This window comes from Nocardia sp. NPDC051911 (assembly GCF_040681035.1).
Lineage (GTDB): Bacteria > Actinomycetota > Actinomycetes > Mycobacteriales > Mycobacteriaceae > Nocardia > Nocardia sichangensis.
Window position 1 is genome coordinate 138,763 of the sequence record NZ_JBFAXY010000014.1, and the last position, 12,224, is coordinate 150,986.

13 protein-coding genes are annotated in these 12,224 nt (G+C 68.8%); 6 read left to right on the forward strand and 7 right to left on the reverse strand.

Annotation, left to right across the window (positions count from 1 at the left end):
- Positions 1 to 246: 246 nt before the first annotated feature.
- The gene (locus AB0L97_RS19405; protein ID WP_364431257.1) at positions 247 to 471 is read right to left on the reverse strand and encodes a hypothetical protein; all 225 of its coding nucleotides are present in this window, start codon (positions 469 to 471) and stop codon (positions 247 to 249) included.
- Positions 468 to 926, reverse strand: coding sequence for a DNA-directed RNA polymerase subunit beta (locus tag AB0L97_RS19410; protein WP_364431260.1), 459 nt, complete (start codon positions 924 to 926; stop codon positions 468 to 470). The genes AB0L97_RS19405 and AB0L97_RS19410 overlap by 4 nt, the downstream gene beginning before the upstream one ends.
- Before the next feature lie 555 nt (positions 927 to 1,481).
- Here AB0L97_RS19410 and AB0L97_RS19415 point away from each other — a divergent pair.
- Positions 1,482 to 2,714 carry a helix-turn-helix transcriptional regulator gene (locus AB0L97_RS19415; protein ID WP_364431263.1) on the forward strand — a complete coding sequence of 411 codons (1,233 nt, stop codon included), beginning with the start codon at positions 1,482 to 1,484 and terminating at the stop codon, positions 2,712 to 2,714.
- Between the two features lie 138 nt (positions 2,715 to 2,852).
- Here AB0L97_RS19415 and AB0L97_RS19420 read toward each other — a convergent pair whose 3' ends face one another.
- Positions 2,853 to 3,485, reverse strand: a complete 633-nt coding sequence (locus AB0L97_RS19420) for a TetR/AcrR family transcriptional regulator C-terminal domain-containing protein (protein ID WP_364431266.1) — start codon at positions 3,483 to 3,485, stop codon at positions 2,853 to 2,855.
- 75 nt (positions 3,486 to 3,560) lie between these two features.
- On the opposite strand from AB0L97_RS19420, the gene AB0L97_RS19425 reads away from it, so the two are divergent.
- The 3 genes from AB0L97_RS19425 (at position 3,561) to AB0L97_RS19435 (ending at position 6,670) form a co-directional block, all read left to right on the forward strand.
- Complete coding sequence (locus AB0L97_RS19425) at positions 3,561 to 4,448, forward strand: alpha/beta fold hydrolase (protein WP_355070800.1); 888 nt, start codon at positions 3,561 to 3,563, stop codon at positions 4,446 to 4,448.
- A gap of 16 nt (positions 4,449 to 4,464) precedes the next feature.
- Positions 4,465 to 6,027: an AMP-binding protein gene (locus tag AB0L97_RS19430; RefSeq protein WP_364431271.1), complete on the forward strand. Its 1,563-nt coding sequence runs from the start codon at positions 4,465 to 4,467 to the stop codon at positions 6,025 to 6,027.
- A gap of 73 nt (positions 6,028 to 6,100) precedes the next feature.
- Entirely contained in the window at positions 6,101 to 6,670 is a 570-nt protein-coding gene (locus tag AB0L97_RS19435; protein ID WP_195042683.1) for a flavoprotein, read from the forward strand.
- A gap of 13 nt (positions 6,671 to 6,683) precedes the next feature.
- Here AB0L97_RS19435 and AB0L97_RS19440 read toward each other — a convergent pair whose 3' ends face one another.
- Together AB0L97_RS19440 and AB0L97_RS19445 are read right to left on the reverse strand one after the other, a co-directional pair.
- The gene (locus AB0L97_RS19440) at positions 6,684 to 7,475 is read right to left on the reverse strand and encodes a transporter substrate-binding domain-containing protein (RefSeq protein WP_364431276.1); all 792 of its coding nucleotides are present in this window, start codon (positions 7,473 to 7,475) and stop codon (positions 6,684 to 6,686) included.
- A 3-nt stretch (positions 7,476 to 7,478) separates the two neighbouring features.
- Positions 7,479 to 7,829, reverse strand: a complete 351-nt coding sequence (locus AB0L97_RS19445; RefSeq protein WP_355070793.1) for a hypothetical protein — start codon at positions 7,827 to 7,829, stop codon at positions 7,479 to 7,481.
- 61 nt (positions 7,830 to 7,890) lie between these two features.
- Between AB0L97_RS19445 and AB0L97_RS19450 the strand changes: the two genes are divergently transcribed.
- Positions 7,891 to 8,856, forward strand: coding sequence for a quinone oxidoreductase (locus AB0L97_RS19450; RefSeq protein ID WP_364431361.1), 966 nt, complete (start codon positions 7,891 to 7,893; stop codon positions 8,854 to 8,856).
- 42 nt (positions 8,857 to 8,898) lie between these two features.
- Here the strand turns inward: AB0L97_RS19450 and AB0L97_RS19455 are convergent, their stop codons facing one another.
- Entirely contained in the window at positions 8,899 to 9,501 is a 603-nt protein-coding gene (locus tag AB0L97_RS19455; RefSeq protein ID WP_364431279.1) for a TetR/AcrR family transcriptional regulator, read from the reverse strand.
- 84 nt (positions 9,502 to 9,585) lie between these two features.
- Between AB0L97_RS19455 and AB0L97_RS19460 the strand changes: the two genes are divergently transcribed.
- A complete protein-coding gene (locus AB0L97_RS19460) occupies positions 9,586 to 11,001 on the forward strand; it encodes an FAD-dependent monooxygenase (RefSeq protein ID WP_364431282.1) in 1,416 nt (471 codons plus the stop codon).
- On the opposite strand, the gene AB0L97_RS19465 is transcribed toward AB0L97_RS19460, so the two are convergent.
- Entirely contained in the window at positions 10,994 to 11,983 is a 990-nt protein-coding gene (locus AB0L97_RS19465) for a heme o synthase (RefSeq protein WP_364431285.1), read from the reverse strand. The genes AB0L97_RS19460 and AB0L97_RS19465 overlap by 8 nt on opposite strands.
- Positions 11,984 to 12,224 lie beyond the last annotated feature (241 nt).

The window sequence follows — 12,224 nt, forward strand, 5'->3', positions numbered from 1 at the left end:
GTGAACGTAGCGCTGAGGAAAAGCGCAACCGGGACCGCCCATAAGCGGACAGGGTGACGCGACGAGTTGGGCCAGGACGGGAACCGGACGCGGACCGCCGGACCTGCGTCAGCGCCTTCGCATCCTGACCCAGCCGAGTGGGCACGATGATGCGGCCGGGTCCCGATTGCACGGGCAGCGCGTCACCCCGCCGAGTCCGGCTCGGCGCTCGGCCGCCGCCGCGTGCGCTGCCAGGCCGAGCGCTGCTCACGGGTCGAGGAACAACCGCTCGTTCGGCAGGCGGGGCAGGCCCGTCGGATCGCCCGGGAGCACCGTGGCCGCGTCCTCGTAGTGGCGGGCGCGCCACTCCTGGACGAAAAGTGCGGCAGCGCTCGCACAGGCCACGAAGTTCAGACGCACGTCGTGGAATTGGACCGACACATGGACATCGGGCTCTTCCGGGCGCGGCGACCGCTGCTGCGGCCCGGTCACCACCGGCGTCCCGCGCGTACCCGGATCGCCGCGACGACGACCGAACCCGACGGCCGGAACGTATCGCGCGGCGGTTCCACCCACACGCGGAAGCACGGCGACCGGTCGGCGGGCGACGGCAGGGCGATCTGCGCGCCGCAGCGCGCGACCGACACGTCCAGCCGGAACAGCTCGGCGAAAAAGCCGACTTCGTCGGGCAGGTCCGGCCGCACCAAATAGGTCCAGCGCTTCGAGCGTGGATGCGAGATGATCGGCCCGAGCGCAGACCGCCGGACCTGCAGCAGCGCCTTCACCTCTTGGCCGAGCCGAGCGGGCATGGTGATCGCGCCGACTCTGCCCGCGGGCACGACGATGCGGCCGAGTTCCGGTTGCACGGCCGCCGGAAGCCCGCACTGCCGGTAGAAACGGCACCGGCTGGCCGGGGTGTCGGCCGCCGGATCGCACAGATCGCTCACCGCGTGCCCTCCCGCCCCGCCGCACCGGGATCACCGACGCGGTGCGAGGCCGTCGCGCGCCGATCGTGTCCGCGCAGCGGTCGCGACGGCATCACGTCGAGGCGCGGTCGGTTGCTATCGGTGCGTCGCGGGCGGCGACGGCGGAGTCGATGTGCGTGGCACTGGACGGCTCGCGCCCGGAAACCGTTGCGACCCAGGTGTTCCGCTAGGGATAGCGTGGAGCCGGGCGTAAACGACGACGCTGCGCGAATCGCACCGAATTCGTTTCGATCACCGGTCGCCATCGTCGCGATCGCGTCACCATGCCGCTTCACGAACGCGTTCCACGCGAAATCGACTGCCACTCCCCGCATCACGTTTGCCTTCCCCTGCTCATCGCGTTGTGAGCACCCGCGCCCTGGAGCGCAACCGTTGTCGCGCGCACCGACGTGCCCGTCCCGAGGGCGAGTGCTCGCGACAGCTTGGCGGGCTGCCGAACCCGCATTGTCCCGGTGCGGGACACCTGGCGGCGCGTCTAGCATGAGGTTTCGATCAGCATCCGGCGAGGGAGAGCCGATGAGCGAGGGTCAGGGGAACGACGAGGGCCGGTACATCGGCCGACAGGTGCGTGCCATTCGCGCGCGCCGTGGGATCTCGCAGCAAGTGCTGGCCGATCGGGTCGGCGTCAGCCGGGGCGCGATCGCCAAATACGAGAACGGCGAGCGCCCCATCGACTCGCGGCGGACCCTGCACGCCCTCGCCCAAGCACTCGGCGTCGCGGTCGGTGATCTGACCGGCGATCAGCACGATCGGTTCGACCCGTCGTCGGCCGGGTTCCACGCCGCGGTGCCCGCCATCGAAACCGCGCTCTGGACGCACGGGAACACCACGGTGGACGGCCCACCACGAAGCCTGGACGAACTCACGGCCGCGACGAAGTACGCGGCCGAACTGCGGCGCGCATGCGACTACGCGAAGCTCGGGCCAATGCTCGCGCCTCTACTGACGGACTGCTACCGCCATACTCGGGACGCGACCGGCATCGACCGGGACCGCGCCTGGGACGCCCTCGCGGCGGCCGCCTATCTCACGGCACAATCGGCGTCGCGGCGCGGGTATCCAGCACTGGCGTGGACAGCCGCGCAGGAAATCGAGCGCGCTACCGAGAAGATCGGTGGCACATCTGGGCCGGCGACAGCCGCCTACACCCGGAGCCAGACGCTCCTGGGGCGCCCCGGCACCCTGCCCACCGCACTTCAGGACGCCGAGACCACCGCCGAGCGGCTCGCGCCGGAGGTGCGCTCGGTCGAGGAAATCGAGACCTACGGCATGCTGCATCTCCAAGCCGCGCTCGTCACCGCTGCGCTGGGCGGCGACCCGGCCGACCACTTGAACGAGGCGGACGAGCAGGTCGCTCGACTCGAGCACGCCGACGCGAACAACACCCTCCTGCGCAACCCCACCTTCGACGCGACGAACGTGATCCTCTGGCGCATGTCAGCGGCAATGGAGAAACGCGAACCAGGCCGAGTCCTCGAACTCGCCCCCACCCTCGACCCGCAAACCATCCCCGCCGAAGGCCGCAGAGCCCAATACTTCGTCGAGATCGGCCGAGCCCACGCCCTGCGCCGCGACTACCACAACTCCCTGCACGCCCTCCTGCGCGCCGAACACATCGCCCCCCAGCAAGTGCGCGGCATGACCCACGTCCGCGAACTCGTCGGCCACATGATGCGCACCGCCCACCGCAACCTCACCACCGGCGACCTCGGCCGCCTCGCCAAACGCATCGGCGCGGTCCCCTCCTGACCCATACCCCGGGCAACATATGCATCGGCCACAACAGGTTTCAGGTACCACGCGTCCGGCCTCGGCGGACCGGAGATGGGCGACATCCGAACGCAGGTCCGGCGGCATCCGATGCCGCACCCGTTGGCTGGCGGACGTCTAGGTCTCGAGTCCTGCCAGGATTATGCGCATCCCGGCCCGGAATTCGGCTGTCGGGTCGCTCGAGGCGGCGGCGTACGCGATCTCGATGAGCTTGGGGAACTGCTCGGGCGGCAAGGCCGCGATCCGGTCGGTGATCGTCGTGAGGTCCTCGCCGCGCGCCACGGATAGCGGGCCGACGAGTTCGGCTTGCGCGTATCCGGTGATGAAGCCGGACACTGCGCGGAACGCCACCAGCAACGCGGTTCCTGATCTGCCGCTACGCGCGAGCGCCTGCAACAGGGCTTCGGCTGGCCGCAGGGTCGCCAGGTCGAGGCTGCGCCGAGTGAGAATCAGTGGGATCGCATGGGGATGTGCGCGCACGGCGCGCCACATTCCCTCGGCGACGGCAAGTACCTCGTCATCCCAGTCCATGGACGGCGTGGCGTCCCAGTGCGCTTCGGCCATGACGGCCTCGGTGACGAGCTGCTCCAAACCTTCCCGTCCATCGACGTAGTTGTAGATCGTCATCGCACCGGTGCCCAGCGCCGACGCGAGACTGCGCATGGTCAACCCGGCCAGGCCATGGTCGTCGACCAAGGCCAGTGCCGCGGCTTGCAGCTGCTCGCGCGCGAATTTCCTGGGGGCGGGCATACTTCTCCTTGTTTAAGTACAACGTACGTGTTTAACTGAGCATGTTCACGTACAACGTACCTATATCGAGGTGTCATGACCATTCGCACCACCTTCCCTTCCGGCCGCGACGAATGCGCGGTGTGGCTGACGCTTCCGGACGGCCCAGGTCCGCATCCGGCCGTGGTGCTCGTCCACGGCGGTGGCGCAACGCACGACATGATGCTGGCCCAGTACGAGAAGTGGTTCTCCGACGCGGGTCTTGCCGTGGTGGCCTTCGACTTCCGCCACCTCGGAGAATCAGGCGGCATGCCGCGCCAGCTGGTGAGTCAGCGCCGTTACGCCGAGGATGTCGACGCCGCCGTGGCTTTCGCCCGCTCCCGCCCCGAACTGGACGCTCACCGGATCGCGTTGTGGGGCACGTCGTTCGGCGCCAGCCACGTGCTGGCAGCAGCCGCACGCCACGACGACCTTCGTGCGGCGGTGGTTCAGTGTCCGGTCTTCAGTGGGCGAGCCGTGGTGTCACGGGCGGGGGTGCGGCATCTGTTGCGGTTCACGGTTCCGATCGCGTCCGACCTGGTGCGTGCCGCACTCGGTCGGTCGCGCCGTTACGTCCCCTTGGTCGGAAAGCCAGGGGACCTGGCGTTCGTGAACCAGCCCGGCGCTCTCGAGGGGTGGCAGTCGGTGACGCCACCAGGTTACGGCTTCGACAACCGGATCACGGCGGCCTCGGGACTGGGCATGTTGTTCTACAACGCCGCGTCCGCCGCGCCGCGCGTGCGCTGCCCGCTGCTGGTGTGCGCCTGCGATCGAGAAAATCTCATCGACCCCGCCATCGCGGGGCGGGTGGCCGCCACCGCACCACGGGCAACCCTGAAGCATTACGACGCCGACCACTTCACCGTCTACCATCCGCCGGCTGTCGATCGGATCGTTGCCGATCAGATCGAGTTTCTCACCACGCATCTCGCGTCGAACGCGTAACGAGAGGAGTACACCGGTGCAGCGTATTCACGACGTCCTCCATGGGGCGGCCACTACTGCCGCAGATGCTGTCGGCTGGATCGCGGACGACAGGAAGATCCGGTTCGCTGAGATGGACGCATGGTCGGACCGGGTCGCCAGCGGATTGCTGCGGCTGGGCATCCGGCGGGGTGATCGCGTCGCCGTCAACGGGCCCAACACACCCGAGTGGCTAGCGGTGTACTTCGCAGCGGCCAAAATCGGTGCGGTGGTGGTCGGGCTCAGCGTCCGATACCGGGAGACCGAGTTCGCGCGCATCCTCGGCGATTCCGGGTCCCGAGCGGTGGTCACCGTGCCGTCCAGTGAGGGAATCGACTTTCTGCAGATGCTGGCCGGCCTGCGAAATCGTCTTCCGCAGCTGGAAGCCGTAGTGACCTTCGGCGCCGACGGCGACCACCCGCTCGATGAGCTCTGGTCGACATCGGCGGACACCGTGGCGCTCGCTGAAGCCAAGGACGCGGTCCGCGAGGACGATCCGGTCATGATCATCTATACGTCCGGGACAACCGGCCGGCCCAAAGGTGCGGTGCAGACGCATCGCGGCCAACTCGCAGCCGCTACCGCACAAGCGGAGCACATGCGGCTCGGACCTGGCGACACGCTACCGGTCGCCGTGCCGCTCAACCATGTCAGCGGCATCACCTGTTGCGTACTCGCCGCGCTGGTCACCTGCGCCCGCACCGTGCTGCTGCCGACGTTCCAGCCCGCGGCCGTCGCCGACCTGTTCCACTCAGCGGACCTCACGATCTGGGTCGGGGTACCGACCATGCACATTCTGCTACTCGACCGGTCTCGGTTCACCACGGTGGACACAGCCGCGGTTCGGCTCGTGGTCACCGGCGGCGCCAACGCCGAACCAGCCTTGCTGGAACGTTTGACCAGATTCTTTCCGAACGCCACCGTGATGAACCTCTACGGGCTCAGTGAGTCCTCGGGTGCAGTTGTGATGACCCCGTGGGGCAGTGACATGGAGTCGACCGTGCGCGCGATCGGCCGACCGCTTCCGAACGTGCAGATCAAGATCGCCGATGCCGACGGGACCGAAGTCGCCATCGGCGAAGCCGGCGAACTCCTGCTCCGTACCCCTTCGGTCATGGCGGGCTACCACAACATGCCCGCGGAAACGGCCGACGCCATCGGTAGCGACGGCTGGCTGCGCACGGGCGACATAGCCTGGACCGACAACGACGGCTTGATCACCCTGCACGGCCGGGCCAAGGACATGTTCGTCCAAGGCGGATACAACATCTACCCGGTCGAAGTCGAGAACATACTGGCGGAGCACCCGCAGGTCCTCATGGCGGCCGGTATCGGTGTACCCGATCCGGTGCTCGGCGAGATCGGCCGCTACTACGTTGTCCTCACGCCGGACGCTCGGCTCGCCGAAGGCGACCTCGAACGATTCTGCGCGGACAGAATCGCGGATTACAAGGTCCCCAAGGAAATCATCATCATGCCCAACCTTCCCTTGACTCCATCCGGCAAGGTGCACAAGGCCATACTTCGCAACGAATCAGCGCAACCGGGCGCCGCGAGTTGACCGGTCCACTGGCGGTGGAGTGATGCTTCCCGTGCCATCCAACCGCTCCCGTCGGCATGGCACCATGAAAGTCGTGGACGCCAACGGAAATCCCGTGCTGTACGCCCTCGTGACCGGTTCGCCCCCCGCCCGCGATGTCGGCAAGTTGATCGCCCTGGCCCAGGCCGACGGCTGGGAGGTGTGCGTCATCGCCTCGCCGTCGGGCACCGGGTTCATCGACGTCGACGCGCTGCGCGCGCAGACCGGTTATCCCGTGCGCAGCCAGTACAAGGAACCCGGCACACCGGATGTGCTGCCACCCGCCGACGGCATCATCGCCGCACCGCTCACCGGCAATTCGATCGCGAAATGGGCTGCGGGGATCTCGGATACGCTCCTGCTCGGTCTGCTGGTCGAAGGGCTCGGCAAGGGCCTGCCCATCGTCGGCGTGCCGTACTCGAACCGGGCGCAGATCAGCTTTCCCGCGATCCAGGAGGGGATGCGCAAACTGTCCGAGTGGGGCGTCACCATCGTGATCGGCGAGGGCGAGCCGCACGAGCGGGGCACCGGAGAGGCGCGCCTGCCCCTCTTCCCCTGGCAGGCGGCCTGGAAAGCGCTCCTCGAGCATCCACGCCGGGACGGGGCCGCACCGAATCGGCCGTAGACAGCGACCCTACTCAGCCCACCGGGGCATTCGGTCCGATCCACTGGTCGAACAACCGATCCACCGCGCCGGTCGCGAGCTGGGTGGTCAAGTACGCGTCCAGTAAGGCCGCCAGAACGGGATCGTCCTTGCGCACCAACAGCACTTTCCCGAACGAGTCGAACGGCGCTTCGGGATGCAGCACTTGCAGATCCGGATGCTGACGAACGCGGTAGCGGCCCTCGACCGAATCGGTGACGAACACGTCGGCGCGGCCCTGCTCGATCTCACCGAAGATCGTCAGATTGTCCGGCCACAAGGTGAGTTGCGCGGCGGGGAAGTTCTTGCGCGCGAAATCCTCGTTCGTCCCGCCCCGATTGGCGATCACGCGAACACCGGGACGGTTGATCTCCGCGACGGTCGAATACGCCGCGCCGTTCGCGCGGTGGGTGATCGGGGCCTTGCCGTCGGTGCCGTAGGTGATCGAGAAGTCCGCGAACGCGCGCCGCGACGGCAGGTCCGAGATGCCCCCGACCGCGAGGTCGCAATTCCGTTCGGCGAAGTCGGTTTTCAGCGTCGCCCAGGTGACGGGCACGAACTCGATCGGACGGCCGAGCAGCGCGGCGAAACCCCGCGCGAGATCGACGTCCACCCCGCGGTGCTCGCCCGCGTCGTCCCTGATCGAGTACGGCGGATAGTCGCCGGGCGTGCAGGCGCGCAACGCGTTCGGGGCCTGCGCGGCCGCGGGAGTCGCCACGGCGGCGAGCACCGTCCACCCGGCGATCAGCACCGCGCCGATCCGGCCGGGCAGCGTCAGGTTACGCAACGATCACTTCTCGTTGCGCGCCTTGGGGAAACGGGCCTGCTTGGCGACCCAGCCCGCCATCTTGGCCCAGTGCCCCTTGCGCGGGGTGACGATCGAGGTGAGCTCACGATCCCATTCGTCGGCCTCGGTGAGACCGTCGATCGTGGCGACCAGTTCCTTGGCCGTCTCCAGGTCCGGGACCACGCGGTCACCGAGCACACCGTCGGAACCGACCAGGGTGACCCGCACACCAGCGCGACCGATCGGCTGGAGCACGGCCGTGGCGGAACGTCCGTGATCGGCGACGAACCCCTTGACGGACTCGACGAGGGCGCCCGACAGCTTCTGCGGCGCCGTGGCGGTTTCAGAACTCATGGCACGCAGTTTACCGACCGGTAGGCAGCGTGCCCGCCGCTCGGGTGTAGAACTGGATCTCATGCACGCCATTCAGGTTTCCGAACACGGTGGTCCCGAGGTCCTGAAGTACGTGGAGGCGCCCGATCCGCGGATCGGACCGGACCAGCTCCTGGTCGACACACAGGCGATCGGCGTCAACTTCATCGATACCTACATCCGTACCGGACGCTATCCGCAGGACGTCCCCTACGTTCCCGGCGCGGAGGGCACCGGCGTCGTCGCCGAGGTCGGCTCGGATGTCACGGAGTTCGCGGTCGGCGACCGGGTGGCCTGGGCCGCCGCCCCGGGCAGCTACGCCCCGAAGGTCGCGGTGCCCGCCGCCGTCGCCATCCGGGTACCGGATGGCGTCGATCCGCCCGTGGCCGCGTCGGCGCTGTTGCAGGGCATGACGGCGCACTATCTCATCGAGTCCATCTACCGGCCCGAGCCAGGGGAGGCGGTGCTCGTGCACGCGGGCGCGGGCGGTGTCGGGCTGATCCTGACCCAGCTCCTCAACGCGCGCGGCGTCCGAGTGATCACGACGGTGTCCTCCGACGAGAAGGAGACGCTGTCGCGCGCGGCGGGAGCCGACGAGGTGCTGCGTTACGGCCACGGACTGGCCGGTCGCGTGCGCGAGCTCACCGACGGCGTCGGCGTGGCGGCGGTCTACGACGGCGTCGGCGCGGCGACCTTCGAGTCGAGTCTGGCCGCGCTGCGCGTGCGGGGCACGCTCGCCCTCTTCGGGGGCGCGAGCGGTCCGGTGCCGCCGTTCGACCTGCAACGGCTGGGCGGGGCCGGTTCGCTGTTCGTCACCCGTCCCACGTTGATGCACTACATCCGGGACCGCGCCGAACTCACCTGGCGCGCGGGCGACGTCTTCGACGCCATCGCGCGAGGCACGCTGAACATCCGGATCGGCGCGACCTACCCCCTCGCCGACGCCGAGCGGGCACACCGCGACCTGGAAGGCCGCAAGACCACCGGTTCCATCGTCCTGCTGCCGTGAGCCACGGGCGCGGGACGGTCCGAAGGGCCGTCCCCCGCCCGCTCAGTAGTCGCGGCCGGTGAGACCGCGATAGATGAACCGGGTCAGGCCCTCCACGGCCTGTTGGTCGGTCAACTCGACGCTCCCCTCTTCCACCGCGACCAGCAGACTCTGGGTGAGCATGAACATCATCGCCAGGCTGGCGTCGGGCGTGCTCGGCAGCCGCAGGCCCCGGTCGGCGAATCCTTCGACGTGGTCGGCGATGTCCGCGCGCTGTTGTCTGCCGAACCGCGCGACCATGTGCGCGAAGTCCTCGTTGACCAGGGCCGCCTGATTCACCGCGCGCAGCACGGGCCCGTGCTCCCGCGCGAAGGTCCAATACCCGGCGACGTGGTAACGCACCGCCTCCGGGTCGCTGAAATCCGGGTTGTGATCGGGTCCTTCCGCGCGCTCGTCCCCCGCCGCGGCCAGATCGCTCAGCAGCGCTTGGAGCAGTTCTTCCTTGCTCGCGAAGTGGTTGTAGAACGACCCGGCCGCCCGTCCCGCGGCCGTCGTGATGTCGGTGATCTTGGTGTTCAGGTAGCCGCGCTCGGCGAACAACCGCAGCGCGGCGGCCTTCAACACCTGCTCGGTTTCGGCCGACTTCTCCTTGCGACTCAGCGACACCCACCTCACCTCCTTGACAACGCAACGTACCAAGCATGACACTGAATACGCATTCAGTGAATATTGATTCATTAGGAGTACGCCATGGCACAGCTCGTTCTCGTCGCGGGCGCCGGACCCACCGGCCTCACCCTCGCCCTCGATCTCGCTCGCCGGGACATCCCGGTCCGGATCGTCGACAAGGCGGCCACCTTCTTCGCCGGCTCGCGCGGCGACGGCATCCAGCCGCGCACCCTGGAAGTGTTCGACGACCTGGGGGTATTGGACGCGGTGCTGGCGGCCGGAATGCCGACACCGGTGATGCGCGTACATCTGGGCGGCGAGTTCGTCACCGAACGCCGAATGAGCGAACCGGTCGAGCCGACGCCCGCCGTCCCCTACCCGAACCTGTGGGTGCTCGGCCAGTCCCGCACCGAGGCCATCCTGCGCGAGCGGCTCGCCGAGTTCGGGGTGCACGTGGAACTGGACACCGCGCTGACCGGCTTCACACAGGACGACGACGGCGTCACCGTGACGCTGGAACACGACGGCACGCCGGAGACCGTGCGCGCCGCCTACCTGATCGGCGCGGACGGCGGCAAGAGCACCGTGCGCAAGACACTCGGCATCCCGTTCGAGGGCAGCACCGACGAATCGCTGCGCATGCTGCTCGGCGACGTGCGCGCCGACGCGCTCGACCACGAGTTCGGCTACTGGTTCGCCGCCGCCGACGAGCCGATGCGTGGCATCGCGTTGTCCCCGCTGCCCGGTGGGCGTCAGTTCCAATTCGCCGCCCCGTTGACCGGCGACGCGGAGCCGAGCCTCGAGCTGCTCCAGGAATACGTGGACCGCTATTGCGGACGCGACGACGTCACCCTCACCGACCTGACCTGGGTGACCGTGTGGCGCCCGAATATCCGCCTGGCGCAGCGCTTCCGCGACGGCAGGGCGTTCCTGGCCGGCGACGCCGCGCACGCGCATCCGCCCACCGGCGGCCAAGGCATGAACACCGGCATCCAGGACGCCTACAACCTCGGCTGGAAGCTGGCCGCCGCGCTCGCCGGGGACGACACGCTCCTGGACAGCTACGAGGCCGAGCGCAGGACCGTGGCCGCCAAGGTGCTCGGGCTCAGCTCCGAACTGCTGGACAAACTGGTCGACGGCGACGAGGACGCGATGGAGCGCGGAGCGGAGACCCAGCAACTGGACATCAGCTATCGAGACCCGGCCGAGCGCGGCTGGTTCGCCGTCGGCGACCGGGCGCCGGACGCGCCGGTGAAAGACGAGCACGGACGGCCCGTCCGGTTGTTCGACCTGTTCCGCGGGCCCCACGCGACGGTGCTGTCATTCGGCGCCCAGGCGGAAGCCGGGCCGCACGCGTACGCGGTGGTGCGCCCCGGCGACCAGGTGTCCGGTCCGCACGTGGTGGATGTCGACGGGCACGCCTACGCGGCCTACGCCGCGGCCGAGGGCACCAGGGTGTTCGTCCGCCCGGACGGCTACGTCGGCGCGCTCAGCTGAAGAAGCTGCCGACGGTGTCCCAGCCGAGCACCGAGTCCACCGCGAGGCCGCAGAACACCACGGCCAGGTAGTTGTTCGACTGGAGGAACAACCGCAGCGGCTTCACCGACTCGCCGCGCCGCACGCCCGCGTACAGCTGGTGCGCCATGAGCAGGAACCATGCTCCGGCCACCAGCGCCACGGCCGCGTAGATCACGCCGGTGGCGGGCACCAGGGCGAGCGTGGTGAGCACGGTCAGCCAGGTGTAGACGACGATCTGCTTGGTGACGGTCTTCTCGGTGGCAACCACCGGCAGCATCGGCACGCCCGCCGCGCGGTAGTCCTCCTTGTAGCGCATGGCCAGCGCCCAAGTGTGCGGCGGCGTCCAGAAGAAGATGACGCCGAACAGCGCGATGGCGGGCCAGCCGATGCCGCCGGTCACCGCCGACCAGCCCACCAGCGCGGGCATGCAGCCCGCCGCGCCGCCCCACACCACGTTCTGCGAGGTGCGGCGCTTGAGGCCCAGCGTGTAGACGAAGACGTAGAACAGGATCGTGGCGACGACGAGCACGCCGCTGAGCAGGTTGGCCTGCCACCACAGCCAGGCGAACGAGCCCAACCCGAGCACGACGCCGAACACGAACGCGTTGCGGGTCGGCACCGCGTCCCTGGCCAGCGGCCGCTTGGCGGTGCGCTTCATGACCTTGTCGATGTCGGCGTCCGCGACGCAGTTGAGCGTGTTCGCGCTCGCCGCGCCCATCCAGCCGCCGAACAGCGTCGCGAGGATCAGGCGGATGTCGACGGTGCCGCGGTCGGCCAGCAGCATGGTCGGAATCGTGGCGACGAGCAATAGCTCGATGACCCTGGGCTTGGTCAGCGCGACGTAGGCCAGTACCCGTCGAATCAGCCGGGACGGTAGGCCGGGACCCGTGAACCGGTCGGCCAGCGCCGTCGCGGAGGAGCCGTGCGCATCATCGCCACCCGGCTGTTGCCCAATCCGCACTGTCTCTCCTCGCACGCTGTGCATCGCATCCGGCATCGACCAGCAGTGCACTCGTCCCGGTGGTACGGGTGCGCCCGCGCCGGACTTCCGTCCGCCCCGGCGCCCCTTCCGACCGGTGCGGCGCGACTACTACTACAAAGGATGGTAGACCCACGCCGCGCGCGCCCCTCCCGTCGCCCCCGCGCTAGAGGACCGGAATGTGACGGGGGCGACGGCTCGTCCGCGCCACCCGGTTCGGAGC